At 51.8% G+C, this 25,366-nt stretch carries 26 protein-coding genes; 17 read left to right on the top strand and 9 right to left on the bottom strand.

What is annotated here, in order from left to right; genetic code table 11:
• Nucleotides 1-124: 124 nt before the first annotated feature.
• The 3 genes from V4U88_RS09655 to V4U88_RS09645 form a co-directional block, all read right to left on the bottom strand.
• Nucleotides 125-1,177, bottom strand: coding sequence for a LacI family DNA-binding transcriptional regulator (locus V4U88_RS09655; protein ID WP_334073049.1), 1,053 nt, complete (start codon nt 1,175-1,177; stop codon nt 125-127).
• Nucleotides 1,178-1,312: 135 nt separating this feature from the next.
• Nucleotides 1,313-2,224 carry a molecular chaperone DnaJ gene (locus tag V4U88_RS09650; RefSeq protein WP_334073048.1) on the bottom strand — a complete coding sequence of 304 codons (912 nt, stop codon included), beginning with the start codon at nt 2,222-2,224 and terminating at the stop codon, nt 1,313-1,315.
• Between the two features lie 189 nt (nt 2,225-2,413).
• Nucleotides 2,414-3,307, bottom strand: coding sequence for a C40 family peptidase (locus V4U88_RS09645; protein WP_334073047.1), 894 nt, complete (start codon nt 3,305-3,307; stop codon nt 2,414-2,416).
• Nucleotides 3,308-3,492: 185 nt separating this feature from the next.
• Between V4U88_RS09645 and V4U88_RS09640 the strand changes: the two genes are divergently transcribed.
• The gene (locus V4U88_RS09640) at nt 3,493-4,740 is read left to right on the top strand and encodes an MFS transporter (RefSeq protein ID WP_334073046.1); all 1,248 of its coding nucleotides are present in this window, start codon (nt 3,493-3,495) and stop codon (nt 4,738-4,740) included.
• A 125-nt stretch (nt 4,741-4,865) separates the two neighbouring features.
• Nucleotides 4,866-5,858 carry an aldose 1-epimerase gene (locus tag V4U88_RS09635; protein ID WP_334073045.1) on the top strand — a complete coding sequence of 331 codons (993 nt, stop codon included), beginning with the start codon at nt 4,866-4,868 and terminating at the stop codon, nt 5,856-5,858.
• 103 nt (nt 5,859-5,961) lie between these two features.
• Here the strand turns inward: V4U88_RS09635 and V4U88_RS09630 are convergent, their stop codons facing one another.
• The gene (locus V4U88_RS09630; protein WP_334073044.1) at nt 5,962-6,324 is read right to left on the bottom strand and encodes a LytTR family transcriptional regulator DNA-binding domain-containing protein; all 363 of its coding nucleotides are present in this window, start codon (nt 6,322-6,324) and stop codon (nt 5,962-5,964) included.
• A 175-nt stretch (nt 6,325-6,499) separates the two neighbouring features.
• Between V4U88_RS09630 and V4U88_RS09625 the strand changes: the two genes are divergently transcribed.
• Nucleotides 6,500-7,585, top strand: a complete 1,086-nt coding sequence (locus V4U88_RS09625; RefSeq protein ID WP_334073043.1) for a lactonase family protein — start codon at nt 6,500-6,502, stop codon at nt 7,583-7,585.
• Here the strand turns inward: V4U88_RS09625 and V4U88_RS09620 are convergent.
• Nucleotides 7,582-8,673 (bottom strand): bifunctional 3-deoxy-7-phosphoheptulonate synthase/chorismate mutase, encoded by a 1,092-nt coding sequence (locus V4U88_RS09620; RefSeq protein ID WP_334073042.1) that lies wholly within the window; start codon nt 8,671-8,673, stop codon nt 7,582-7,584. The two genes, V4U88_RS09625 and V4U88_RS09620, sit on opposite strands and share 4 nt — an antisense overlap.
• 531 nt (nt 8,674-9,204) lie before the next feature.
• Here V4U88_RS09620 and V4U88_RS09615 point away from each other — a divergent pair.
• Nucleotides 9,205-10,266, top strand: coding sequence for an AI-2E family transporter (locus V4U88_RS09615; protein ID WP_334073041.1), 1,062 nt, complete (start codon nt 9,205-9,207; stop codon nt 10,264-10,266).
• 63 nt (nt 10,267-10,329) lie between these two features.
• Here V4U88_RS09615 and V4U88_RS09610 read toward each other — a convergent pair whose 3' ends face one another.
• Nucleotides 10,330-10,869: a hypothetical protein gene (locus V4U88_RS09610; RefSeq protein WP_334073040.1), complete on the bottom strand. Its 540-nt coding sequence runs from the start codon at nt 10,867-10,869 to the stop codon at nt 10,330-10,332.
• 123 nt (nt 10,870-10,992) lie between these two features.
• Between V4U88_RS09610 and V4U88_RS09605 the strand changes: the two genes are divergently transcribed.
• The 5 genes from V4U88_RS09605 to V4U88_RS09585 all read left to right on the top strand — a co-directional run bounded on the left by V4U88_RS09605 (nt 10,993) and on the right by V4U88_RS09585 (nt 17,282).
• Nucleotides 10,993-12,018: an FUSC family protein gene (locus tag V4U88_RS09605; protein ID WP_334073373.1), complete on the top strand. Its 1,026-nt coding sequence runs from the start codon at nt 10,993-10,995 to the stop codon at nt 12,016-12,018.
• A gap of 225 nt (nt 12,019-12,243) precedes the next feature.
• Nucleotides 12,244-14,586 (top strand): RNA polymerase recycling motor HelD, encoded by a 2,343-nt coding sequence (helD, locus tag V4U88_RS09600; RefSeq protein ID WP_334073039.1) that lies wholly within the window; start codon nt 12,244-12,246, stop codon nt 14,584-14,586.
• 92 nt (nt 14,587-14,678) lie between these two features.
• Complete coding sequence (locus tag V4U88_RS09595; protein ID WP_334073038.1) at nt 14,679-15,923, top strand: MFS transporter; 1,245 nt, start codon at nt 14,679-14,681, stop codon at nt 15,921-15,923.
• A gap of 221 nt (nt 15,924-16,144) precedes the next feature.
• Nucleotides 16,145-16,822, top strand: a complete 678-nt coding sequence (rpiA, locus tag V4U88_RS09590) for a ribose 5-phosphate isomerase A (RefSeq protein ID WP_334073037.1) — start codon at nt 16,145-16,147, stop codon at nt 16,820-16,822.
• A 25-nt stretch (nt 16,823-16,847) separates the two neighbouring features.
• Complete coding sequence (locus V4U88_RS09585) at nt 16,848-17,282, top strand: GNAT family N-acetyltransferase (protein ID WP_334073036.1); 435 nt, start codon at nt 16,848-16,850, stop codon at nt 17,280-17,282.
• Between the two features lie 53 nt (nt 17,283-17,335).
• On the opposite strand, the gene V4U88_RS09580 is transcribed toward V4U88_RS09585, so the two are convergent.
• Nucleotides 17,336-18,010: a tetratricopeptide repeat protein gene (locus V4U88_RS09580; RefSeq protein ID WP_334073035.1), complete on the bottom strand. Its 675-nt coding sequence runs from the start codon at nt 18,008-18,010 to the stop codon at nt 17,336-17,338.
• A gap of 145 nt (nt 18,011-18,155) precedes the next feature.
• On the opposite strand from V4U88_RS09580, the gene V4U88_RS09575 reads away from it, so the two are divergent.
• The 5 genes from V4U88_RS09575 (at nt 18,156) to V4U88_RS09555 (ending at nt 21,305) form a co-directional block, all read left to right on the top strand.
• Nucleotides 18,156-18,779 (top strand): hypothetical protein, encoded by a 624-nt coding sequence (locus V4U88_RS09575; RefSeq protein ID WP_334073034.1) that lies wholly within the window; start codon nt 18,156-18,158, stop codon nt 18,777-18,779.
• A 71-nt stretch (nt 18,780-18,850) separates the two neighbouring features.
• Nucleotides 18,851-19,108, top strand: a complete 258-nt coding sequence (locus V4U88_RS09570) for a hypothetical protein (protein WP_334073033.1) — start codon at nt 18,851-18,853, stop codon at nt 19,106-19,108.
• 98 nt (nt 19,109-19,206) lie between these two features.
• Nucleotides 19,207-19,956: a 2,3-diphosphoglycerate-dependent phosphoglycerate mutase gene (gpmA, locus tag V4U88_RS09565; protein WP_334073032.1), complete on the top strand. Its 750-nt coding sequence runs from the start codon at nt 19,207-19,209 to the stop codon at nt 19,954-19,956.
• Between the two features lie 69 nt (nt 19,957-20,025).
• Entirely contained in the window at nt 20,026-20,739 is a 714-nt protein-coding gene (locus V4U88_RS09560) for a glycoside hydrolase family 73 protein (protein WP_334073031.1), read from the top strand.
• A 170-nt stretch (nt 20,740-20,909) separates the two neighbouring features.
• Nucleotides 20,910-21,305 (top strand): hypothetical protein, encoded by a 396-nt coding sequence (locus tag V4U88_RS09555; protein ID WP_334073030.1) that lies wholly within the window; start codon nt 20,910-20,912, stop codon nt 21,303-21,305.
• 45 nt (nt 21,306-21,350) lie between these two features.
• Here V4U88_RS09555 and V4U88_RS09550 read toward each other — a convergent pair whose 3' ends face one another.
• Entirely contained in the window at nt 21,351-21,752 is a 402-nt protein-coding gene (locus V4U88_RS09550; RefSeq protein ID WP_334073029.1) for a hypothetical protein, read from the bottom strand.
• A gap of 448 nt (nt 21,753-22,200) precedes the next feature.
• On the opposite strand from V4U88_RS09550, the gene V4U88_RS09545 reads away from it, so the two are divergent.
• From V4U88_RS09545 to coaD, 3 genes are all read left to right on the top strand, one after another.
• Nucleotides 22,201-22,398 carry a hypothetical protein gene (locus tag V4U88_RS09545; RefSeq protein WP_334073028.1) on the top strand — a complete coding sequence of 66 codons (198 nt, stop codon included), beginning with the start codon at nt 22,201-22,203 and terminating at the stop codon, nt 22,396-22,398.
• A 579-nt stretch (nt 22,399-22,977) separates the two neighbouring features.
• Complete coding sequence (gene rsmD / locus V4U88_RS09540; RefSeq protein WP_334073027.1) at nt 22,978-23,574, top strand: 16S rRNA (guanine(966)-N(2))-methyltransferase RsmD; 597 nt, start codon at nt 22,978-22,980, stop codon at nt 23,572-23,574.
• Between the two features lies 1 nt (nt 23,575).
• Nucleotides 23,576-24,079, top strand: coding sequence for a pantetheine-phosphate adenylyltransferase (coaD, locus tag V4U88_RS09535; protein ID WP_334073026.1), 504 nt, complete (start codon nt 23,576-23,578; stop codon nt 24,077-24,079).
• A gap of 16 nt (nt 24,080-24,095) precedes the next feature.
• On the opposite strand, the gene V4U88_RS09530 is transcribed toward coaD, so the two are convergent.
• Complete coding sequence (locus V4U88_RS09530; RefSeq protein ID WP_334073025.1) at nt 24,096-25,313, bottom strand: nucleoside recognition domain-containing protein; 1,218 nt, start codon at nt 25,311-25,313, stop codon at nt 24,096-24,098.
• Nucleotides 25,314-25,366: the final 53 nt, after the last annotated feature.

Raw genomic sequence — 25,366 nt, 5'->3', positions numbered from 1 at the left:
GTGAAAAGTACCGCCCCAACCTGCTTCATGGGGCAGAATAGGGGCGAACCGGACGGATGGCCCAAATTTACGGGCGGCATGGACGGCCGAATCGATAGCTTGCTTGACTGTCGTTCTTTGTCGGTCAAGCTTCCGGCGGTTTGCAGGAGTCGCGGATAATGAGCCGAGTCGGAAAGCTTACGGTGCTGAACGTGGGCTCCTCCGCGCTGCACAGATCGATGACCTTCGAGACGGCCGCCTTGGCCATGTCGTCGATCGGCAGCTTGACGGAAGTCAGCTTGGGACTGATGACGGCGGCGAGCTGCACATCGTCGAAACCGATAAGCGACAGGTGTTCGGGCACCGAAATGTTTTGTTCGGCAAACGCTTCCATCGCCGCAATCGCCATATCGTCATTGGAGCTGAACAAGGCTGTCGGAAGCCGTCCGCCCGCAGCGAGGCGCTGCGCTTCCCGGTAGGCGGTTTCCTTCAAAAAGTCGCCCTCCAGAATGAATTCCTCCCGGACCGGAAGACCGTGCTTTTGCAGCGTGTTCACGAAGGCCGTATAGCGCTCCCGTCCCGAGAACGTATTCATTCTGCCTTTAATAATACCGATTTCCCGGTGCCCCAGCCCGATCAAGTATTCGATCGCCTCGACCGTGCCTTCGTAGTCCATGGAATTGATGACGGCAAGGTGGCTCTTGTTCAGCCGCTCGGCCATAATTTCGGAAATATCGTAGTCGATGAGCACGAGCGGAGCGTTCTGGCCCACCAGTTCCCGAACCAGTTCGATGTCCTTCTGCGTTCCGACCAGGATGCCTCCGTCAATCCGCTTTTGCAAGAAAGCCTGCTTGATCTTCTGGAAATCCTCCGGCGAGTAAACCGTATGAATGAGGACGTAGAAACCGCGGGCATTCGCCGTATCGACGACAAGGTCGACGATCGGGGCGAAATAGCTGTTCTGGTATATCCGGCTCGCGTTTTCCTTCTCGTTCATACTGATGGCGAACAGGCCGATCGTATCGGTCCGTTTGCCGGCCAGCGCTCTGGCGAAGCTGTTGGGCTCGTACTGGTACTGCTCGATCACGCGCAGCACCTTGGCCCGGGTAGCTTCGGGAACGTTGGGATAGTTGTTGATGACGCGGGAAACGGTGCTTCGGGATACCCCCGCCAATTTGGCTATATCTTCGCTGCGCATGTGGTTCCCTACTTTCTTGTAAACGCGCGTTTATGAGTCTATTTTAGTGGATGCCCCGGACGAAATCAATTCCTTATTTTTGATGTTGCAAAAAACCTCCCGAAATCCGCTTCGATTTCGGGAGGTGAATGGCGGCTACTTGGCCGCTACGCCCGGTTCCAGATACCGTTCGATGAAATGCAGCGCTTTGTCCTTGTTTTGGCTGCCGATCCGCAGCGTAATGATCATATCGTCCATGCCAAGCGGCAGCGCTTTGGCCAGGGCGCTGTCGGTGACCCGGATGCCGTAAATGTGGTCCTCCGTATCTTCTTCCGTACGGCCCTTTACGAGTGAGTCCTCTTTCAGAAGCGGCTTTAGTACGCCTTCGGCCTCATCGTCCAGGGGTTCAAGAACGCCACCGCCGCCCAGCCATTTGAAAGAGCTCTCATCCAAAATATATATATCCGGCGTTTCCGTCGCCACGACCGCCATGGCCTTTTGCTGAAAAGCGATCTCCGTCGCTCCCGCCCCCTGGCCTTGCGAGGGAAGATAGGTGAGGAGCACCTCAAGCCGCTTCCACTCCGGGAATTGGGCGGTCATCGCTTGTTCGAGACCTTCATCCCCACCTTGATTCTGGTCAGACATATAATTACCTATAAACATAATCGACAAATCGACCGGAGGCAGGGCGGCAAGCCGCTTTTGTTCTTCCTGGTGGTTGATGAAGGCGACCGTTCCGGCTACCAGCACAATGACCGCGATGGCGGATATAATGACATGGGTCCGGTACAATCGAAAAAAATCATCGATTTTCTCGGCGGTTCCTGCGAATTTCCCCCATTTGTCGTAGCGCTTCCGGCTCATTTCGTTGATTTTGCTGCGTTCTTCATGCTCCACAATCGTTTTGTAGGCTTTCAGCTTTAAGTCATAATCGGATTCGCCGGTTTCGTCTTCAGCCGACTTGGAACGGGACTTCTTAAGCACCCGCTCGAAGGCTTTCTCAACCTCTTCTCTGGAAGCGTTCTCGGAAAGTCCTAAAGTCTCATAAGCTCTTTTCAGTTCGTCCATCGCCAATCTCCTCTAATTGTAAGTGCTTTTTGCTCTCTATTGTTCTAGAAATGATATGGATAGTAGTCCTACCATTCATTATACTTTGTATTTGTAACGAAGGGAAATGGTGGGGAGAGGGGGCGTTGACGGACGAAAAATACCGGGGACCTGAGGTCTCCCGGTATTAGGAGTAGCGTTGATAGGGATTTATTGCACCCGGCGCATCGACAGGATGACGTCATTCCAGTAACCGCTGTCCAACGAACTGATCTGTACGCCGGGGTCTCCCCATGTATGAATAAATTTTCCGTTACCGATATAAATGCCGACATGGCCGGGAATTTTCTCGCTGTCAAACCGGCCGGGTACCGTAAAGAAGATCAGATCGCCGGGAAGCAGCTCGGATCGTTCGACGGGAGTTCCCTGTTTGGCTTGATCCCTGGCGAGACGGTGAAGATCGATGCCAAACCGCTTAAACACATGACGCGTAAAGGAGGAACAGTCAAAAGTGTTGGATTGCTCGTAAGGGGCGGCTCCGAATTCGTAGGGAACGCCCAAAAATTGTCTGGCGTAGGAAATGAGCTCATCGCGGTTTTCGGCCAGACCGAACGCCTGGAATCCCCGCTTTCGGGGCTGTGCGGCAACGTTAGGGGCCTGATCGCCGCCGACGGAAGCGATATGCAGCTCCCCGGTCTTCGGATTTTTGGAAACTTGTCCTTGCAGCAGGTCTGAAAGGGCAGCGGCCGTCAGATAGGTTTTGCCGTTTTGTCTTAATGGCGGTTGAGCCAAAGTCACCTGCTTGCCGAACGAAATGGCCGATCTCTGGCTTGGCGTAAGCTCGAACATGACATCGGTAAAGCCCATTTGCGCGCTGTTCTGGCTTTCTTTGAGCCGCAGCCCGAGGGAATCGGCAACCTGTGTAAGGGGAATCCATTCGTTATCCGCCGGAGTGCCCTCCGGGCCGGTTCGCATCAAAGGGTTTTCCGGCTTGGGGACGGATCGGGCGGCTGGGCCGGGCTGTTGATTCCCGCAGGCGGTGGCGGCCAACAATAGAAGCCCGAGAAGCAGGGGGACCCAAGTTTTTTTCGGAGCAATGCTCATTTGCGTATCGCACTCCATTCTGTGGATTAAATCCCGGAAATGACGATGGAAAATCGCCTTCGGGAAAGGATCGGATATGTAGAAGTATGTAATAGTCTGTTTATTTTATGTAAGCTGGGGGAATTTCCCGGTTGATCGAGGTTTTGTTGACAAAACAAGGAGCGTGTCTTATGAGGGGCGGCATCATGATAAAGCACAGTACCCAGCGTAAACCGTCGGAGCAGCGCAGAAATTTGGCGATGGCGACCTGGGAAGGAGTTCCTTCCGTTATTTTTCAGACGCTGTTGGGCGGTCAATTTTTAACAGGCTTTTTACTTTATCTCGGGGCGACTTCCGGGGAACTTGGCTTTGTGTTGGCGATTACGACCTTTGTGAATATCGGTCAGCTGTTTGTGGCATTTTTGATTCAAAAAATCCGCAGCCGTAAATGGGCGTTTGTCATCTTCGGCACCATTCAGCGGGTGTTGTGGGGAGCGACGGGCCTGGCTCCGTTTCTGTTTCCCCAGAAATATTGGGTCGCCGCCTATATCGGGCTGTATGTCTCGGCTTTTTTGCTGAATACGTTTGTGGGGATGCTTTGGAATTCCTTGATCAGCGATATCGTTCCGGCGAGGGTAAGGGGAAGGTACTTCGGAATCCGGAACATGATTTTGAACGGGCTGGGGACCCTTTTTATGTTTATCGGCGGAATGCTGCTCGACCGTTTCCCCGGAGGGCAGGGTTTTCTGTATCTGTATATCGTCGCCTGGATCTGCATCACCGCCAATATCGTGACCTTTTTCTTCTACCCTGATCTGCCGTTTGAACGCTCGGAAGAGACCAAGTTTCTGCCCATGCTTAAGCGGCCGCTGCGGGATCGTTCTTTTATCAAAGCGACGGGTTTTATCGCCGGTTTTCTATTTTTGCAAAATCTGATCGTACCGATGTATTCCTACGTCATGCTGGAACTGCTGGAAATCAACTACAAAACGATCTCGTTGCTGAACGTGACGCAGACCCTCTTTATGATGGGGAGTTTTTATGTCTGGGGCAATCTGAATGCCAGATACAGCAACCGGAGGCTGCTTCTCTGGACAATGCCTTTGATCGCGCTGGCCGTTTTGACCTGGGGACTTACTTCGGTGTTTCCGGTGCTGCCGGTCTTGTTTCTTGCGCATATTCTTTTTGGCATCGGAGTGGGGGGCTTTAACCAGTTGGCGTTTAATTTCATGATCGGCGATACGCCGAAGGCGGAGAGACCGATGTACATGGCGATGTATTCGGCGATTACGGGGGTAGCGTCCTTTTTCGGTCCGCTCATCGGCGGGCAAATGTATGAGTGGATCGAGCATTGGCCGAAATGGACCCAGGTCTTTGGCTTGCAATTGGTCGTCGGCGTCCTGATGATTGTGCTGGCGATGACGATCGGCCGGCGAATTTTGCGGGATGCCTAGCCGGATGACATCATGAGCGGTCCATGGGAATGTGATAGGAAAAGATGACTTTTGAACCGGCATTCGGTATAATCCTTACCAGGTTAAGGAAGCAATCATATTTAGACTTGAGGGGAGAGGGCAATATGGCACACTTGAAGGCATATGAGGGTTCGTTTCATGGGGAACCGGCGGTCTGGCTGCAAGCCGGCAAATATGAAGCTGCTATGGTACCCAGTGTCGGTGGTAATCTGTTAGCTTTTCGCGATACCGAAAGCGGTTACCGTTTTCTGCGCGAACCGGCGGAAGGAGAGATGGAGGATTTCAAACGCAATCCGGGCATCTACGGAATTCCGGTATTATTTCCGCCGAACCGTTATCAGGACGGAGTATTCCCCTGGAAAGGGAAGGAGTACCGCTTCCCGGTGAATGAGGAAGCGACCGGAAACCATCTGCACGGTTTTTTTCACACGGTAGCCTGGGAAGTGGAAGATTTCGGTCAAACGAAGCTGGAAAGTTATGTCACGGTCAAAGCGGCAGTGGATGAGCAGCATGAAGCATTCCGCTATCTCCCGTTCCGCTTTACGGTGAGATTGAAGTACAGTTTGAGCGAAGAAGGGCTCTCCCAACATTTGTTCGTGCATAACCAGGACGAGCAGGAGATACCCTGTCTGCTGGCCTTTCACACGGCGGTTAATGCGCCGTTTGCGCCGGGCAGCGAGGCGCAGGATTACCGCGTCAAATTGACGGTCGGCAAGCGCTGGGAACTCGATAACCGGATGCTCCCTACAGGCGGCCATCAAGCGCTGACCGAAGAGGAGAAGAAGCTGCAAGGCGAGGGCGTCTATCCTTTCTACGCGCCGATGGATAATCACTATACAGCCGTACCCCAAAACGGCCGAAACCGGATGGAACTGACCGACACGAAGATCGGCAAAACGCTGGTCTATGATGTAGGCACCTCCTACAAACAGTGGATGATCTGGAACAACGGGGCAACCGAAGGATTTTTCTGTCCGGAACCCCAAATCAACTTGGTGAACGCGCCGAATGTGGATCTGCCTGCGGAGGAAATCGGCCTGTTCAGTCTGGCGCCGGGGGAAATCTGGGAAGAGACCGCTCGTTTTTACGTAAAGTAAGAGCAAGGGAATTTCCGGTGCACGGCAATTATGGAAAGCAAAAAGCGCGGGTTTGCGAAGGGAGCATCCTCCCCGGCAACCCGCGCTTTTTGTTGGGTTTCACTCAGCCTACCTGATTCATACCGGCCTTTCTGCGGTGGGATACGGGAAGCAGGCGCTTGATCTGTTCCAGGTTCCGCCGGGGTACCTGAATCGTCTTGATCCCGTGGACCTCATCACGGAACCATACGACATTGTCCCGAATCTCCGCGATTTTCGGCAAATTGACGTAAAAGTTGGTGCTGATGCGGTAGAAGGAAGGGTCCGATACAAGTTTGGAGGTTTGTTCGGCGGAAAGTCTCTGTTTTATACTATAATTTCTGCCGTGAAAACAAACGAGTCCGTGAGCCCCAATTTTGAAGAAATACGTGTCATGCGGATCAAAATCCGCATAGACGTCCTTCTTCTCCAATCCGACATTCATCATTCCAAATCCCCCTTCAGATGATGTTGTGGAAGCGCTTGCAGTATACCATATTTTTACGCGTTTGTGTAGGGGATATGATTAAAATTTAAACACTTCCGGGACAAACGGCTGGACTTTTTCCTTTTTTTACGGAAGAATATTAGAAAGAAGCTATATATAAAGGAGGCCGACTTTCTTGTCAACCTTATCGCAACGTCAGCTTGTATTCGTGGGATCATATGCCGAAGCGGACAACACCGGCGTTTACGTCTATGAATTTGATCCTGCCCAAGAGGCCTTCCATCGTTTAGAGGCCGTATCCGGCTTGAAAAACCCGACGTTCCTGTGCGTGGATGCCGACCACCGCAAAATTTACAGCATTGCCGAAACCCATAATGAGTCGGGCGAACGAATCGGGGAAGCCGTCGCATTCACTGTCGATCCGGAAACCGGGCGGCTCAGTGAACTGAATCGGGCCCGCACGATTCAACCCTCGTCCTCACATATCGCTCTGGACGGAGAGAACCGGTACATCGCTTTGTCCGGCTACCATGGCGGGAATGTAGGACTGGTCAAACTGGAAGGAGGAGGGCTTGCAGGCCGCCTTGTCGACGAACAGCGGCATACGGGAAAGGGGGCCGACCCCGAGAGACAGGATCGGCCGCACCCGCACTCCGCGCTGTTCAGCCCGGATAACCGTTATATGCTCGTTGCTGATCTGGGCCTGGATCTGGTGCGTACTTATGCATTTGACGCCGAAACGGGAACGCTCAGCCCGATCTCTGATGCAGTCACGCCGCCCGGCTCCGGCCCCCGGCATATGACCTTCCATCCGAATGGGAAGTGGGTTTTCTCCATTAATGAAGTCGGCAATTCGATGACGACATATCAGTATGATGCCGAGTCCGGGCGTTTGACGCCAATCGAAACGATCTCCACGCTGCCCGAGCATTTCCAAGGCGAAAATACGACCGCGGAAGTGGCAGTATCGAAGGACGGCCGTTTTCTTTACGGCTCCAATCGCGGACATGACAGCATCGTGCAGTTCAGCATCGATCAGGACAGCGGCCGGCTTTCCCTCGTGGAGCATGTGCCTACCCAAGGCGGACATCCCCGTCACTTTGCCCTGACGCCGGACGGCGGCTACCTAATCGCGGCAAACCGGGATGCGAATAACCTGGTCCTGTTCCGCGTCGATCGGGATAGCGGCCGGCTGCAATTTACAGGGAAGACCGTATCCGTATCGAAGCCGGTGTGCGTGCGTCCCGTTCTGTTCGGTTAAACTTCGGCGGAAACCGATTTGTTGAATAGACCGGATGACGCAATACCTTCCCACAGTTTTTCAAACTGCGGAATATCAAGCTGCTGGGCGGCGTCGGACAGGGCGGTCTGCGGGTCCGGGTGAACCTCCACCATAATCCCGTCGGCACCGGCGGCGAGAGCCGCCTTCGCGCAAGGCAGCAGGATGTCCTTTCTTCCTGTGGAGTGAGTCACGTCGACGAGAACCGGAAGATGGGTTTCCTGTTTCAGCAGCGGGACGGCCGAAATGTCCAGCGTATTGCGCGTCCACTTCTCGTAAGTGCGGATGCCGCGCTCGATGAGCATGACCCGGCTGTTTCCGCTCACCGCGATATATTCCGCCGCATGCACGAACTCCTCCAATGTGGCGGCAAGCCCCCGTTTTAGCAGAACGGGAATTCCGGCTTTGCCCGCCTCTTTGAGGAGCTCGAAATTCTGCATATTTCTGGCCCCGATTTGAATGATATCGATATACCGTTCCGCCAGCTCGATGTGAGCAGGGTGAACGATCTCGCTGATCGTCGACAAACCGAATTCCTCGGCCACCTCTTTCAGCATCTTCAACCCCTCTACCCCAAGGCCCTGGAAATCGTACGGAGAGGTGCGCGGTTTAAAGGCGCCACCCCGCATCACTTTGATCCCGGCCTTCCGAAGAGCGGAGGCCACCGTCCTTAACTGCTCGTAGGATTCTACGGAGCAAGGACCGGCGATCATAACTTGAGCTTCCCCGCCGATGAATGTGCCGTTCACATCGATGACCGTATTTTCCGGTTGTTTTTTCCGGCTGACCAGCAATTGTCGTTTATGCTCTTCTTCTTGCAGATGAAGCGAAGCTTTAAAGATCTCCTTGAAAATATGCTTGATCTCGGCGTCGCGGAACGGTCCGGGGTTCAGTTTCGTCAGTTCATCGAGCATGGCTTTTTCCCGCACCGGATCAAACTTCGGAACCCCCTGTTTCTCCTTGATTTCTCCGATGGCGCGGGAGACCTCCGCACGCTCGTTTAGCAGGCGCAGCAGCTCGTGATTCATGCGGCTTAGTTGGGCGCGCAATTCCTCTAAGGTTTGGCTCATGTTTAAACACTCCTCTGAATAGATGGGATGGAGGCTGAAAACAAAAAAAGGCCGTCTCGTGAGGGACGGAAGTTTCCGCGGTACCACCCTCATTAGACAACCTTCTGGTTTCTCAGCTTGGACACGGATAACGGTGTGAGGCCGGATCTCCTTACTACCCTGAGGGTTCGGGAAATCGACTCGGGAGCGAACTTCGGCGGCGCGGCTCCATCGGGGTGCTCTCAATCTCCGGCACCGCCGTCCCTGTCTGGTCGCATTCGCTTACTTTTCTCCGTCATCGTCGTTTCTGGCGTTTATTATCAATTACGTAATTATTCGAGATTATAGACCTTACCGCAAAAACTGGCAAGAGAACGCTATCCCGCTTGGAAACTGTGACGCAATGTTTCGTTAAAGCTGTGGTTTATTCACAAGGAGGGAGCCATTAAGCGGAAATTGTTCTGTTTGCTCACTTGCTTTTCGGGCAGGAGCTGACATAAGATAAACCCATAGGTTTTTCGAAGACCACTTAAGGGGAGCAGGTTGCAAATTATGACGTTTTTTAGGGAATTATTTCAAATGCCGGGTTTTCGCAGGGTGCTGGCCCTGTCGTTTGTCATACTGGTGCTTTATTTTTCGCGCAGCATGCTCAACATGATGTTAATCACGTTTATCTTAACCTATTTAATTAACCGGATTCATAATTTCATCGCCCGGAACGTAGAGAAGGTTGTCCGGATCCACCGGAGCATTTCAATACTTTTGATTTACATCGTGATGATTTCTCTGCTCGTGCTGGCGATTGTCCGATATTTACCCGTCTTTCTCGACGAACTGACGGATCTGGTAAATCAGGTCATTTCATTTTACGATAACCCTCCCACGGACTTACCCGATAATCTCATTTTGAATTTTTTAGTGGATTCCCTTAAGGATATCGATCTCTCTGCTTACATCAAAGATGGGTTCAGTTTTGCAGTCAATGCTTTATCCGATATCGGAAAATGGAGTCTGAATCTGTTCGTCGCCATTATTCTCAGCCTGTTCTTCCTGTTGGAGAAAGAGAAGGTGACCCACTTCACTGCGAGGTTTAAAGCGAGCAAGTTTTCCGCACTGTTCGTCGAACTGGAATACTTCGGCAAGAAATTCGTCTCGTCTTTCGGTAAAGTAATTGAAGTCCAATTTATGATCGCGTTCGTGAATGCGGCGCTCTCCACAATCTTTCTGTGGATTTTCGGGTTCCCGAATTTGGTGGCTCTATTTATCATGATCTTTTTGCTGGGGCTGATTCCGGTCATGGGCGTGATTATCTCGCTGATTCCGCTGTGCGCGATCGCTTTTAAGATCGGCGGCCTGGTCAAGATCGTCTATGTCCTCGTGATGATCGCCCTGGTGCATGCCTTGGAAACCTATTTCCTGAATCCGAAATTTTACTCCAATAAAACGCATCTCCCGATCTTCTACACTTTCCTGATCCTGCTCGTTTCGGAGCATTTCCTCGGAGTTTGGGGGTTGATCATCGGGATACCGATCTTCATGTTTTTGCTTGATATTCTGGAAGTGCCGATCGGTACGGCGAAGAAGACGGAGAAGCTGTCACCGGCCAATAAGTAATCAAACGAGGCTAAAGGGATGGAGCCCTCGCCGGGCAGGCGGTTGGCTCCGTCCCTTTTTTGCTTAATTTTGTTCGTCCGCCGGTTTGAAATCCGGATTAGGCCAAACAATGTGGTTATGGTGCATATCCAGCGCCGGATGTCCGGGGGTGCCGTTTTTCCAAGTCCGGTGAATTATTTTGTTCAGCTTGTCCGGCAGGCGTTGTTTTATTTTGGCGGCCTGCTCCGGCGCAAGCTTGCCTTCGGTAACGGCTTCGTCCAAATGACGGGACGCCGCTTCCGTTAATTTTTTGATGTACTCGACTTCACTCCAGCCCTTCTCGGCTTGCACGACCTGCATCAGGGATTTGCCTTTCCGAAGGCGGTCGAGGAGCTCTTTCGGCTCCATACCGAGCATGGCCGCCGTATCTTTAACAAGGTGCCCGCCGCGGGAGTGCCGGAAAGGCAGGCGATGCGGCTTGCCTTGCCGTTCGCCGTTCTCCGTATTCGGAGAAGAGTTATCCGCCGGCGACAAATGAGCGAATGCGGGAGAGGAAGCAAAGAGTCCCCACAACACTACCGCTGCAAGGAACGTGGTAATTGCCGGACGCTTAAGCTGGTCCATAGACTTTTTTCACCTCATCGTTTAGAATAATTTGGGCCTTGCCTTCTTAGTGTAGACAAAATGAGCGGATTCATATCAATTCGGGTAAAAATGAGAAAGAGAGAAGCAACAGGAGGTATCGATGTGACGTTTGGCGCGAGAATGCTAAAAACCGGCCTTGCGGTAACTTTAGCTTTATATGTGGTGAGCTGGCTCAATTTATCTTCGCCGGTCATCGCGGCGGTTGCCTCTATTTTTGCGATGCAGCCGACGATTTACCGGTCCTGGAGATATTTGCTCGACCAGCTCCAGACCAATACGCTCGGGGCCGTTCTCGCCATGCTGGGCGGAATGCTGTTCTCCAACGAGCCGATTGCGGTAGGGCTGGTCTGTATTCTGGTCATTATGATCTGTCTGAAGCTGAAGATGGGAGAGACCATCGGAATTACACTGGTTACCGTCGTATCGGTGATGGAAGCTTCGGGACAATGGGAGTTCGCCCTGAATCGGTTTGCTCTAAGTTTGATCGGAATCGTTTCGGCATTCGTGATCAATGTCCTGGTCATGCCGCCCAAGCCCAAGGTACAGTTTCTGAACCAGATCAAGGAGACATTCGATCAGCTTTCCTTGCTGTTGCGGACGGCGGTCTCCGATGAAATGAAAGAAACGGTATTCCGGAGCGAGAAGCGGAAGCTGGAAGACAAAATCAATGCCCTAACGGACAAATATAAGTTGATGGAAGAAGATCAGAAGAAACTGAAAACGCCAAAGTTCAGCGACAGCCGCCAATTGGTCGTATATAAACAAATGCTGAGAACGCTGAGAAAAGGGTACGAGGTGCTGGATGCCGTGGAGCAGCATTACTTTCAAGCGGTCGTCCGGACGCCGGAAATGAACCGTGAATTCGATCAGCAGCTCGAGAAGCTGACCAAATTTCACGAGCATATCATGCTCAAGTTTGACGACAAGCTGAAGCCGAACAACCGTGAGGCCGAGCAGTTCGAGCAGGATAACGACGAGTTTCTCCGCCGTATGCTGGACAGGTATGCTTCCGAGCGGGTCGGCGTTCTGCGTCTGTCCATCGTCTCGGCGGAGATGTATGAATACGGTCATCAACTGGAGAGGCTAAACCGGTTGGCGGATCACCGCCATACTCACGGAGATTCTTAAATACCAAAAAAAAGTCCTGCCGATCGGCAGGACTTTCATCCATTAAACGTTAATATCAAGTTGAAAAAGCTGCATAAAATGGTTACAATAAAAGTTGGATTCATTAATTATGGAAAAGTGAAAATATCCTAATTGGATTTTATCATATTATCGTTTGATTGTCAATAGGATGTTTGCCTTGTCCGTAAAATCGGAATACAGAAGTTTACAAGGGGAGCGATCAGTGTGAACGGAACGGATCAAGCATGGAAAGAAGAACAGCAGCGCGTTGAATTTGTCTCCGACCGGATTGATGAACAGATCGCGCGGCTGGAGCGCGAAGTGGGAAGCGTACGCGGAGATGTTGTGGCCATGCGGAAGGAATTTTGGGATGAGGTGACCGTCAATTTTTCCGAAGCCGACGATGTCGGAGAAACCTCCACCAGCTTGCGCCAGCAGTCGCAAGTGTTATCCGAGCGGGAGAAGAGTCACCAGCACGCTTCGGCGGCGCTCGGAAAAATGAAGCGGCTCAAGCAATCGCCTTATTTCGGACGTATCGACTTTGAAGAAGAAGGCTACGGGACCGAATCGATTTATTTGGGAATCGCTTCGCTGCTGGAAGAAGGGGACGAGACGTTCCTCGTCTACGACTGGCGCGCCCCGATTTCGAATCTTTACTACGATAGCGTCCCGGGGCCGGCTTCTTACGAGACACCTTCCGGTACGATTGAAGGGACGATGACGCTGAAGCGGCAGTTTGTCATTCGGGGCCGCGAAATCAAAGTGATGTTCGATACCGGCGTCACGATCGGAGACGAGTTGCTGCAGCGGGTGCTGAGCCGCAGTTCCGACGCCCAGATGAAGAGCATCGTCGCCACGATTCAGCGGGAACAGAACCGGATCATCCGCAATGACAAAAGCCGGATGTTGATCGTACAGGGGGCCGCCGGCAGCGGAAAGACCTCCGCCGCTCTCCAGCGCGTCGCTTACTTGCTTTATAAGCATCGGGACACGCTGCAGGCGGACCAGATGATTCTTTTTTCGCCGAATCCGATGTTCAACAGCTATGTGTCCACCGTTCTGCCGGAGCTCGGAGAAGAGAACATGCTGCAGACGACGTTTCAGGAATACCTGGAACACCGGCTTGGCCGCGAATTTCAGCTGGAGGATCCTTTTATCCAGATCGAGTATGTGCTTTCGAGCCGGGAGGATGAAGCCTACGCCGCGCGCGTCAGCGGGATTCGTTATAAGTCCTCGGCTTCGTTTCTTGATGCGATAAACCGGTATAAGGAGCTTTTGGAACGCAAGGAGATGAGGTTCAAGCCGTTAAGGTTTATGGGCAAGGTGGTCGTGGACGCGGACGCGATCGCGGAGAAATTTTACGCTTTCGATCCGGCGATTCGGCTGGCCAACCGCTGCGAGCTTTTAAAGGATTGGCTGCTCAAGGAACTGGCCGCCTTCGGAAAGAGTGAACTGGGTGAGCCTTGGGTCGAGGAACAAATTCAACTTCTGGATAAAGAGGATTATCAACGGGCCTTTCAACGGATGCGCCGCAATCAAAAAGGGCGGGAGGATCATTTCAGCGATTATGACGAGGAAAGCGTCATTTTATCCAAAATGGTGGTCAGCGACCGATTGAAACCGTTGCGCAGATGGGTGAAGTCGCTGCGCTTCGTCGATGGGACGGCGCTTTACAGCCAGTTGTTTCAAAGTCGGGAGCTGTTCAAGGAGATTCACGGCGACGAGCTTCCGGCGGACTGGGACGCCATTTGTGAACAGACTTTGGAAAAGATCAGGGAAGGGGAGCTGTTTTACGAGGATGCTACACCTTTTCTGTATTTGAAAGAACTTATTTTGGGATTCCGCTCCAATACCTCGATTCGCCATGTCATTATCGACGAAGCGCAGGATTATTCGCCTTTTCAGCTGTACTTTCTCAAGCGGCTCTTTCCCCGTGCCCGCATGACGGCGCTCGGCGATCTGAACCAGGCGATTTACGCGCATGCCTCCGTTCTTCAGCAATCCACGTCGCTGACGGAGCTTTACGGTGAGCAGCAGAGCGAACTGATTACTTTGGTGCAGAGCTATCGATCCACCCGGGAGATCGTCGAGTTTACGCGCGGCATGATTCCCGGAGGTGAAGCGATCGTACCGTTTAACCGGGAAGGCGAAAAACCAGAGGTGCGTGTACTGCGCGACGTTTCTGAATTGCATGAGCGAATCCGTCGCGATATTGCGGGCCTGCGTGCCGAGGGGTATGACATGATCGCGGTGATCTGCAAGACGGCGGCCGAAAGCCAGCAGGCTCACGAGGAGCTGTCGAAAGAATTGCCGGTGAAGCTGATCAAGAAGACGACGCTCTCCTTTGAGAAGGGGATCCATATTATACCGGCTTACCTGGCAAAAGGGGTTGAATTTGACGCCGTCCTGATTTACGACGGTTCGGACGAGAAATATACCCGTGAAACGGAGCGCAAGCTCTTTTACACGGCATGTACCCGGGCCATGCATCTGCTGCATGTTTATTCCGTCGGAGCGCCCAGCCGATTTATCCGCGAAGCCCGGGAGGATACGTATATCCTTGTATAGCTGTGAATAAAGACCTGGAGTATATTTTCGCGAATTACAACCAAACTACCCTTTATGGAATGATTTATTGACTGTGAAGGGTGGCCATCTTAATGGATAGTAAAAAAGGCGATTTGGCTGCGCTCGCTTCCATCCCGCTCATCATGACATTGGGCAATTCCATGCTGATTCCGATTCTTCCGCAAATTGCCCGCAAGCTTCATATTTCCTCGTTTCAGGTTAGTTTGCTGATTACGGTGTATGCGGTTGTGGCCATCCTGCTTATTCCGGTGGCCGGGTATCTTTCGGACAAATGGGGCCGGAAAAAAATCATTATTCCCAGCCTGATTATCGCCGGGCTCGGGGGGGCGGTTTCCGGAGTAGCTCCCTGGTTTACGGAAGGCCTGGCGGTATATTGGGTTATCCTTGCTGGCCGCTTTTTGCAAGGGATTGGCGCAGCCGGCGCTTTTCCGATCGTCTTGCCGCTGGTGGGGGATTTGTTTGACGAAGAAGATGAGGTGAGCCACAGTCTCGGGATCATCGAGACCTCGAATACGTTCGGCAAGGTGCTCAGCCCGATCTTGGGAGCGCTTCTGGGCGCATGGATTTGGTATATGCCGTTTTTGGCGATACCGGTAATGTGTCTGGTTTCCCTTCTATTGGTCGTTTTCCTGGTCAAGGAGCCCGAGCGCCGCGATGAGGCCAAGCCTCTGAGGGAGTTTTTCACTTCCCTGAAAAAAGTGTTTGCCGAAAAAGGACGCTGGCTGTATGCGATATTCGCGATCGGCTGCATTTGTATGTTTTTGCTCTTCGGTGTTCTGTTTTATCTGTCCGACCAGTTGGAAAAACGGCATGGTCTGGACGGGGTACTGAAAGGTCTGGTCCTTGCCATTCCTTTGGCGGCCTTATGTTTGGCTTCATACATTACGGGCAAAAAAATCGGAAAGAACAAAAAGCTGATGAAATGGTGCGGTGTTGTCGGCCTGGTCATGGCGACGGGCGCATTGTTCGGGATCAGCTTTTTGAACAATATTTATTTCGTCATCGCCTGTCTGATCGTGTGCGGGGTCGGGATCGGGACCGTCCTTCCCAGTTCGGACGCTTTAATCACCGAGGGGATTGATAAAGAGCTGCGCGGCACCATCACGTCCATTTACAGCAGCATGCGCTTTATCGGTGTTTCGTTGGGACCGCCGGTAATCTCCTTGCTCGTGGGGGCGGGCCACGCGATGATGTTCATCACAATCGGGGCCGTGGCGCTGATCGCGGTTGTTCTGCTGCTGCTGATGGTCAAGCCCGAATCCGGAAAAGGAGAGGGCGGCAAAGGAAAGGCGCCGAGACCGATTCATCAGGCCTGACTAAGATTAGAATACAATCCTTAATCCCGCCACTTCTAAGAACAAATAGAGAACAGCGTTATCCTGAATGCACCGAAGGGGCAGTGATCGGGATGCGCTGTTCTTTTTTATGCTTGTTTTTGGTATGATATTAGCTGGTTCCACAAAAAAATGAAATTCGTTACATAAGGTGTTGAATTGCTCATCGGTAACAGGATGCGGCAAAATAAGGAGGCATAAGGATGAATGCTAAACAAGCTGCGGGGCACAAGGCGGCCGAATGGGTTCGAGACGGAATGACCGTCGGTTTGGGGACGGGGTCCACGGCATATTATGCCATTGAAAAAATTGGAGAGATGGTGAGTCAAGGCCTGAAGATTCGGGCGATCGCCACATCGAAGGCTTCCGAAGAGCTCGCGGTGAAATACGGGATTCCGCTGGTAGCGGCCTCCGAGGTGACCCGGTTGGATCTCGCGATCGACGGAGCGGACGAAGTGGATCCCCAGATGGCGTTGATCAAAGGGGGCGGCGGCGCCTTGCTTCGCGAAAAACTGGTGGCCATCAACAGCGACCGGTTCATTGTCATCGCCGACAGCGGGAAAATGGTGCCTCATTTGGGACAGTTCAAGCTCCCGATCGAGATCGTTCCTTTTTGCTATGAGTGGACGCTCGGGCAGCTCCAAAACCGCTATAATGTTGAATTTGAAATGCGTAAACGGGACGGACAACTGTATGTGACCGACAACGGAAACTATATTGCGGATGCGTCTTTTGGAAAGATCGTTTCTCCTGCCCAATTAAGCCATGAACTAAAAATGACCACCGGTGTCGTGGATCATGGACTGTTTGTGGATATTGCCGATACGGTTATCGTAGGTTATGAGGACGGAAGAACAGAAGTCATCGAGAAAAAGAAATAAAAAGGAAGAAGGGAGGAACGAAAGCGTGCTCGTTCAAGTGACATCTTTTCCCGCCGGGGAGGCGCTTCAGGAACTGATGGAATATGCCACCGGCTTTGACTCCGATCGGGAACGGCAGGCCTGGGACCTTTACGCATCGGCCGGACAAGCCGAGCTGTACGGTTATGAAGAGGAGGGCGAATGGATCGGGTTAATCGGTTTTGCGTTCCGGGAGGGCGCTCAGATGGAAATTCTCCATCTTGCGGTGCATCCGGAAGACCGGTTGAAAGGTTACGGGCGCGGAATCATACTGGAAACATTACTTCTAAAACAACCCCGGGTCATCACGGCGGTAACGGATGAAGAAGGGGCCGATTTTTTCCGGAATATCGGATTTTCGGTTCAAGATTATGTTTCGCAGAGCGGGTATGAGGAGTTCCGGTGCGTGTATCGGTCAGAGGAAGAAGAATCGGATGAATAGAAAAAACCGCAGCCGCCGGGTAAACCGGGGATGCGGCTTTTTTGGCTTTCGCGCTAAGTAAACAGAAAAGAAAAATAACTCCGTACCGCCCATTTTCGTTCGTGACGCTTTTTGAATTTTGGCAGGCTTCTGTAAATGGCAATGGATTCCTGAAAGGCACGCTGCGCTTCTTCCTTGCGTCCCAGGGAGCGATAGAGGCTGCCGAGCAGAAAGCAGGCTTCGCTGGAGGAGGACTGGATTTCACCGTATTTGGCGGCATAGGCCAGCGCATGTTCGGGATCTTGTTCCCGAAAGGCCAACGCCAGCGTTAAATATGGTTGGCCGTATCTCACGCGTTCATTTAATTTTAAGGCATGAAGTTTCATGGCCTCGCCTTCTTTTACACGTTTCAGTCCAATTGTAGCCGTGCCTAAATCGTCCCAATATTCCGCGGAATCCTCGGAGTAGTCTCTCACTTCCTCCAGAAGATCATGGGCTTCCTTATACCTTTTGCGTTCCAGTAACAAACGTGCCAGCTCACGCTTCGCGGAAACATCATGCGGGCTTAGGGAAAGCTGCTGGCGAAGCTTAAATATGCTGCGATGCCTTTTGAACGGTTTGGAAATGCTCGGGAAAACGCCGACAAAGCGCCGATCGACAAAATAAATTATGGCCAGCAGAACAATAATCGCGATAAAAGGATTCCCCGTCAGCCAGGACAATAAAATAAAAAACATAAACTTGCTCATAAGTTCCTCCACCTGTCTTTGTATTTCCCAATTATAGCATAGATTAGGCGATGAAGGATTATAGTTGAGCGGCTGTTTGGGTATTAATGAGTAGATATCATTAAAGGAAGCCGCCCGTGGGCGGCTTCTGAACGGTCCGTTGTCCGTGCGTTATTGTAAACCGCGCATAGTCGAACCGGTGTTGGATGGGTTGAATTGCGACCCGGACGTTTGGCCGATCGACGATCCGAAGGATGATCCGGTGGACCCGATGGACCCGATGGATCCGGCGGACCCGGTGGTTCCCACGGATCCGATGGAACCCACGGAACCCGCGGAACCCACGGATCCGATGGAGCCGGTGGAAGATCCGAAGGACGTTCCAGCCGACGATCTGAGCGAAGCGGATCCAAAGGAACCAGCAGACGATCCGGTGGATCCAAACGACGAATTTACGGACGAAGATCCGATGGAAGAGCCTGCCCCGAAAGACGAACCGGACCCGACGGAAGAGCCTGAGCTAAAGGACGAACCCGATCCGATGGAAGAGCCGGAACCGATAGGGGCGCCTGTACCGAAGGAAGAGCCCGTACCGAAGGATGAACCGGACCCAATGGAAGAGCCCATGCCAAAGGACGAACCCGACCCGATGGACGACCCGCCGGAAGCGGCGCCAACGGAAGTGGTTGATCCGATCGAGGAAGATCCGATCGACGAGCCAATGCTTCCTTGGTTAAATCCCGATTGGCCAAATCCCGCTCCAAATGAGCTGGACGGTCTGTATTCCTGACTTCCAAATTGGCTGGTTCCCGTAAAGGAGGTTCTCTCAATTTGGCTTGTTAATTGCGAAAGTTGCTGGAATTGTTGCATAGCTTGTTGGTGTTCCTGAATCGCAGTTTGGATCGTTTGAACCGCCTTGCGTTCACGTTGAGCCAGTTGCTCCAGTTGAATCGCGTTTTGCTGTTCCTGTTCCAGCATTTGCTGGTACATGGCGGTAGACTGGCGGGTTTGCTGTTCCAATTGTCTTACAAGCTGTTCGATTTCGCGAACTTGCTGGGACACGTTGTTGAACATGAAGTTTGTCCTCCTAAATATTTAGATATTGGGAATCATGGTTAGCTTACCCACCATATACCTTGATATGCGTTTTTGTAATAAGATAAAGATGTAGTTTTCTGGAAATAAAATCATACTCAGAAAAAGAAAGGTGATGGAGGATGTACCGGTTGGTGCTGGTCAGACATGGAGAGAGCGAGTGGAATAAATCCAATCTGTTTACGGGATGGACTGATGTCGACTTATCCGCAAAAGGGGTCCAAGAGGCGAAAGATGCCGGGATTTTATTGAAGGAGGGAAAATTTGTTTTCGACGTAGCTTACACTTCGTATCTAAAACGCGCGATCAAAACGCTGTACTATATCCTGGATGCGATGAACCTGCTCTGGATACCAGTACATAAAACATGGCAGCTAAACGAACGGCACTATGGAGCTCTGCAAGGACTAAGTAAATTAACGACGGCGCAGCAATACGGGGAGGACCAGGTCATGTTGTGGCGGAGAAGCTTCGACGTTCTTCCACCGTCCCTTAACCAAGAGGATGAGCGTTATCCGCGTAACGATCCGAAATACCTCGACGTTCCGGATTCGCAAATTCCGCTGACGGAAAGCTTGAAAGAGACTATCGTGCGAGTGGAGGATTATTGGGAACGGGAAATCAAGCCGCAGGTCCTTGCGGGGAAAAGTGTTGTGATCGCGGCCCATGGCAACAGCCTCAGAGCATTGGTGAAATATTTGGAGAATTTGAGCAATGAGGAGATCGTGGATGTCAACATTCCGACAGGGATCCCGTTGGTCTACACATTGGACGATCAATTAAAACCTGTCGAGAAGTACTATCTCGGCAGCGACCAGAAGGTCGAACACAAGATTAAAAAAGCGGCTGATCCGGACAAGATCATGGAATAAGCCTGTTTTGTCCCGTTTGTCCAAGCGTCCGGAGAAACCTCTACATATGCTTATTTTGGAGGTGATGGGATGGACAGAATCGAATTCATCGCTAAACTCGCTCCGAACGCGGTAAAAGATTGGCATGAAAGCGGAGTTCCCGCTTCCCTTACCATCGCCCAGGCCGCACTGGAATCCAATTGGGGATCCAGCGGTCTGGCGAGACAAGCCAACAATTTATTCGGGATAAAAGGTACCGGGCCTGCGGGCAGTGTGATGATGCCGACGACCGAATACAGAAACGGATCGCCGATACGGATCAATGCCCCCTTCCGGAAATACCGCTCATGGGCGGAATCGATCGCGGATCATACGCGGCTGTTGGAGAATAAGCGTTATGCCGGCGTGCTGCGGCGTCCCGGGCAGGAGGCGGCTAAAGCGGTTGCGGCTGCAGGTTATGCGACCGATCCGTCATATGCTTCCAAATTGATCGCATTGATGGATATGTATGATTTATATCAATATGATACCCGGAAAGGGGATGAACCGATGACGGCCGAGGAGAAAAAGCGGTTTGAAGCCCTGCTGGATACGGTGGCCAAGCAAGCGGAGCGGATTGCCGAACTGGAAAGGAAAGCGAGTATGCCGGTACCCGATTGGGCAAAAGAAGCGGTACAGGCCGCCGCCAGCTACGACCGGGCTTACCCGCTGATCGATACTCCTGAAGGAGGTAGTTTTGATTTTTACCGGGTGATTACGATCATGCATCGACGCGGGCTTTTTGACAAGAAGACAGCAAGTTAACTGATTTTCGGAAATGAAATGACGTTTTTTTCATTCAAAGGTTACGGTTTTGTAAATTCTATATATACAAGGATTGGGAAAAAGCTTATACTCTATGGTATGGGAATGAAGAACGCGAAGAAGACACCCTCTTTCTGCAATGGCAATACAATTGGAAAGGAGTGTGTTAGATGGAGTTGCTGGAACAATTAAAGGAGCAATATAAGTCTCTGGAAAATCGGGTCCGGCTGTTGATATTGGTGCACTCCGATATTGAATACGTTCAAGGCTCTTCCGAATGTGTCGAAGGCGGAGCATTTGCTTGGGCAGCTCTCTCCCCCGATTCCAAACTCATACAATCCGAACTGTACCATGAATATAAGTCCTTGATCAAGCAAGCGAGAAAGCATCTGGAGGAGGCCGGCAGCAATTATCTCGATACATTCGACGAAAGCTGCAATGAGGTCAAATCTTATATCTTGCAGGAAAATCTTCTTTGGGGCTCTTCACTTCAAGATGTATTCAGCAGCGTAAAAAAAGAGCTCGACCTTCAACGGGGGCTGATCGCCCAGCCGGTATTGATTTGAAGGCGAAAGCGCGAAGGCGTCGCAGAGCATATCTGTGACGCCTTTTTACTGTTTCAAACTTCCCCAGGAAATGGCGAAGCCCCCCTTATGCTGGTTCCCCTTCACATCAACACGGTAGCTGCCGGGTTGATCGAGATGTACGGTAAAGGAGGAAGTTTGGATTTGCTTCCCCTGATAGAAATGGTTGCCTTGTTCATCCGTCAGGGAAATATCCAGCTGTCCGGCATCCGTGGTTACTTCAAACCCGACATCCAAAGGCCGACCATCTTCCACTTGAATGGTCTTTTCTTTTTGACCTGTAAATTTGGCGTATTTCATGGTCATAGTGGTTGATGTATTTGTCTCCACGGCCATTTGCGTAGATTCACAGCTTGTGAGCAGGAGCGCCGACATCATCAAGGCCAAAATTCCTTTAAACGAAAAGACGTTGCGCCACAATGGACTCATAAAGGAACCTCCATGTTCTAGACTTTTTACTAATATAGATCATACAACAGAATCTGGAATAGCATCTATGAGTTCTTATATATCGGTTGGAACTGCGCATCGATTCCCGACAAAATGATGGAAGCGGCGCGGATCGACGGCTGTCAAACAGTGGAATAACTTCCTCTGGACCTCGGTGATATTAAGATCACAGGAGAGTATGACTTTATCCGTCGCCTTAAAAGCGCTCGAAGAGAGCAACAAATACGCCGTACCATCTGATTATGGCCGGTTCCGTCAAGGGTTAGGGAAGATTAGGAATAGCCATGTCTCTTAAAAACACATCTTGCCGTCGAAAGACGATGAGTTAAGATGTGTTTTTTGTTCGCAAACAAGAACCCAAATCAGTAGAAATTAAGCAAGGCTCTTGGTACAATATCCTCATAAAGTTTAAAAGGAGCGGAGTCAATTGGACAACGGCCTTAAAGAATTGTTGCAGTCTGTTATCCGTGCTGAATTAGTTCCAGTGAATGAACGCTTGGAACGAATTGAAATAGAGCAGCAGGGAATGAAAGAAGAGCTTCAGGGGATGAAGCAAGAGCAGCAAGGGATGAAAGAGATCTGGATTTGGTCAAGCGTGCAGTATTGGAAACCAATGACCGCCTGAAAAATGTGGAAACAATTCTAGAGAATCAACATAAAACCATGAGCTGCTTTCCGCCCGTTCCATCCAGCAGGAAGCTGAACTGAAAAGAATAAGGAACTCGATCCGATGTCGGCGCATCGGATTTTCTTTTCGGCAAAGAAAAGTGAATATCTCTCAATGGTTTTACTTTCAATGTAGTAAGCTACAATGTTGCTATACTTAGCCGCTCATTTTGAACGGTTTTTTAATGATGTAAGACAAGTACAAATTCATAAGATAATTGTGAATTTGGTCATCAATCCATAAAAAAAAGGACAAAAACCTTCGTAGAATTCTTGCTACAAAGGCTTTTGTCCGGGCGCCCCTTGCGGGACGCCCATCATGGGAGAGGAGAAACCGGACGAAGAGCTTATGGGGAAACGTAAGTCTTCTCCGCGGTTGTCTACGACATTTGTGATGTCGATAGTACCATTCTGATCACTTTAAGGGTGGTTTATACATCCGAGCAAAGAAATGTTATGACGTTTCAATTTTTCATTCCCCGTGCGAGTGTGGTACGATAGCGTCAGGCATTTTTGCATGAAGGAAGGGAAGCGTAGCATGAGAGTCATATCGGGCAGCGCCCGGGGAAGAGCGCTGAAGGCGGTTCCCGGCATGGGGACGAGGCCCACGACCGACAAAGTCAAGGAGGCCCTGTTCAGCATGGTCGGGCCTTATTTTGAAGGGGGCAGCGCGCTGGATTTGTTTGCGGGCACCGGCGGCCTCGGAATTGAAGCCTTGAGCCGCGGCATGGACAAAGCGGTGTTCGTGGACTTGGATTATAAGAGTATTGAAGTGGTTCGCGCGAATTTGCGGACGGCGGGGCTTGAGGACAAAGCCGAGGTTTACAAAAATGACGCCGAACGGGCGCTCAAGGCGTTAGCCAAGCGCGAGGCGAAGTTTGATCTAGTCTTCCTGGATCCGCCCTATCGTTTAAAGCATGGGGACAAGCTGATGAATATGATGGGCGAACTGAATTTACTCCATCCCGGCGCAACGGTCGTATTGGAGTATGAATCCTCGTACGCTTATCCTGAGCGGATCGGGGGCTTTGTCGAGACAAGAAAGGCCCATTACGGCGAGACGGCCGTATCTATATACCTTTACAACGACGAGGATCATAAACTCCCGGTTCGAGAAGCGGGGGAGGAGGCATAAGATGGAACAACAAATCAAAAGGCCGCGGGTCGCGGTTTATCCGGGAAGCTTTGATCCGGTGACAAAAGGGCACATGGATATCATTCAGCGGGCGTCCCGCCAGTTCGACAAACTGATCGTCGCCGTGCTGAACAACTTGAGCAAAAATCCTTTGTTTACGGTAGACGAGCGCAAAGAATTGCTGGGCAAGGTTACGGCGCATTTGCCGAACGTGGAAATCGACAGTTTCCGGGATTTGCTCGTCAATTATATGGACTTGAAGCAGGCGCATGTCATCGTCAGAGGAATCCGGTCCGTCACGGATTTCGAATACGAGCTTCAACTGGCGTCGACGAACCACAAGCTGAACAGCGATGTGGAGACGATTTTTATGATGACGAATCCGAAATATTCCTACCTCAGTTCCAGCGTGGTGAAGGAAATCGCCAGCTTCCATGGAGACGTGGGCGATCTTGTTCCGGCGGATGTGGAGAAGGCGCTGAAGGAAAAGTTTGCGAAACTTTGAAGAATAGTCGGCCGCATTAATTCATTTTTTTCTTGTGAAAAAGCGAGATAAACAGAAATGCCGCAACCAAGAACAGCAGCAGCCAGAATTGGGCTTGCACGAGTCGGGAAATTTGTTCCCAGCCCGGAATGGGAAAAGAGTCCGCAGCAACGGGATGGATATCAAATTCCGCCGTAGTGGACTGCGCTTGGGGAATCCACTTGGTCATAGGACTCCAAAGCAGCAAAGTCAATACATAGGCGTATGCCCCGTGCACCAAACGCGTCAGCAGAAAATACCGCGCACCGCCCAGGCCGGCGGGCTTCAGGACCGACCTCGCCTGCAGGAAGGCGCAGATTCCGCTCCACCCAAGCAAAGCACTGAGAAGAGCGCAGACGATCGCCGGAGGAAGCGAAAGCTGGGCGGCTGCGTAGGTTCCCAAATGGACTTCCAGCAGACCGGCTACGAAGAAGGCGGGAACAAATCCGGGCAATATGCCAGTCAACACATGGATGACTACAGCAAATATAAGCATATAACCGCCGGTTGTCATCGAGATCTGTACTCCCGAGCTGACCGCGTCCCCCAGCAGCTTGCCGATACTGCGGCCGTCGGCGTTGCGGGCTTCCTCCATTTGCGCGAGCGCAAGGCGGAAGCGGGACGCCCGGGGCCGGGAGGAAGAGGTGGCGGCCGGCTTTGCTCTGTGTTCCGGGTTCGCGCCGCGATCCAGAAGATGAAGCGTAATGCCCGCGGCCAGGCCGCCGAGCCAATGCGCGGCGAGGAGCAGCAGCCCCCACTCCGGCCGTCCCCAAAAGCCGGTCCCAACCACAACCGCGATGAGCATTGGACTGGCAAAGTGGGCGGCGGCAGCCATCTTCTCCGCCTCAGTAGCCGAGATTTTTCCCTGTTTGTAGAGGGTGGCCGCGGATGCGGCGGCGGCAGGAAACCCGGCCGTAACACCGAGCGGCAGCACCCAGGCAAAAGAACCGGGCAGACCCAATCCTCTTCGGGTTAACGGCTCAACCAAGACGCCAAGCCCGTGAGCGAAGCCGCCGGCAAGCAAAATTTCAGACAGGACCAAAAAAGGCAGCAGGGCGGGAAACACGATCCGCCACCAGATGGATAACCCCTGGCCGGAAGCCTGAAAGGCCTCCCTGGGGTCGAGCATGATACAGACGACGAGCAGGACGGCGGACAGCCCGAAAAACAGCGTCGCCGAGAGTCTGCCTCCGGAAGTGGAGCTCTTGCTTGGCAAGGAGTTCACCTACTTTTTGAAAATTGAATATACAATGATGAATGAATTTGAAT

Source organism: Paenibacillus sp. A14 (assembly GCF_036864815.1).
GTDB classification, from domain to species: Bacteria; Bacillota; Bacilli; order Paenibacillales; family Paenibacillaceae; genus Fontibacillus; species Fontibacillus sanfengchensis.
Note: the sequence above shows the minus strand (reverse complement) of the source record. Positions and strands in the feature narration are given on the sequence as shown.

Coding starts and splice junctions, on each gene's coding strand:
- V4U88_RS09655 (WP_334073049.1), bottom strand. CDS start 1,177: ATGCGCAGCGAAGATATAGCCAAATTGGCGGGGGTATCCCGAAGCACC.
- V4U88_RS09650 (WP_334073048.1), bottom strand. CDS start 2,224: ATGGACGAACTGAAAAGAGCTTATGAGACTTTAGGACTTTCCGAGAAC.
- V4U88_RS09645 (WP_334073047.1), bottom strand. CDS start 3,307: ATGAGCATTGCTCCGAAAAAAACTTGGGTCCCCCTGCTTCTCGGGCTT.
- V4U88_RS09640 (WP_334073046.1), top strand. CDS start 3,493: ATGATAAAGCACAGTACCCAGCGTAAACCGTCGGAGCAGCGCAGAAAT.
- V4U88_RS09635 (WP_334073045.1), top strand. CDS start 4,866: ATGGCACACTTGAAGGCATATGAGGGTTCGTTTCATGGGGAACCGGCG.
- V4U88_RS09630 (WP_334073044.1), bottom strand. CDS start 6,324: ATGATGAATGTCGGATTGGAGAAGAAGGACGTCTATGCGGATTTTGAT.
- V4U88_RS09620 (WP_334073042.1), bottom strand. CDS start 8,673: ATGAGCCAAACCTTAGAGGAATTGCGCGCCCAACTAAGCCGCATGAAT.
- V4U88_RS09615 (WP_334073041.1), top strand. CDS start 9,205: ATGACGTTTTTTAGGGAATTATTTCAAATGCCGGGTTTTCGCAGGGTG.
- V4U88_RS09610 (WP_334073040.1), bottom strand. CDS start 10,869: ATGGACCAGCTTAAGCGTCCGGCAATTACCACGTTCCTTGCAGCGGTA.
- V4U88_RS09595 (WP_334073038.1), top strand. CDS start 14,679: ATGGATAGTAAAAAAGGCGATTTGGCTGCGCTCGCTTCCATCCCGCTC.
- rpiA (WP_334073037.1), top strand. CDS start 16,145: ATGAATGCTAAACAAGCTGCGGGGCACAAGGCGGCCGAATGGGTTCGA.
- V4U88_RS09580 (WP_334073035.1), bottom strand. CDS start 18,010: ATGAGCAAGTTTATGTTTTTTATTTTATTGTCCTGGCTGACGGGGAAT.
- gpmA (WP_334073032.1), top strand. CDS start 19,207: ATGTACCGGTTGGTGCTGGTCAGACATGGAGAGAGCGAGTGGAATAAA.
- V4U88_RS09560 (WP_334073031.1), top strand. CDS start 20,026: ATGGACAGAATCGAATTCATCGCTAAACTCGCTCCGAACGCGGTAAAA.
- V4U88_RS09555 (WP_334073030.1), top strand. CDS start 20,910: ATGGAGTTGCTGGAACAATTAAAGGAGCAATATAAGTCTCTGGAAAAT.
- V4U88_RS09550 (WP_334073029.1), bottom strand. CDS start 21,752: ATGAGTCCATTGTGGCGCAACGTCTTTTCGTTTAAAGGAATTTTGGCC.
- rsmD (WP_334073027.1), top strand. CDS start 22,978: ATGAGAGTCATATCGGGCAGCGCCCGGGGAAGAGCGCTGAAGGCGGTT.
- coaD (WP_334073026.1), top strand. CDS start 23,576: ATGGAACAACAAATCAAAAGGCCGCGGGTCGCGGTTTATCCGGGAAGC.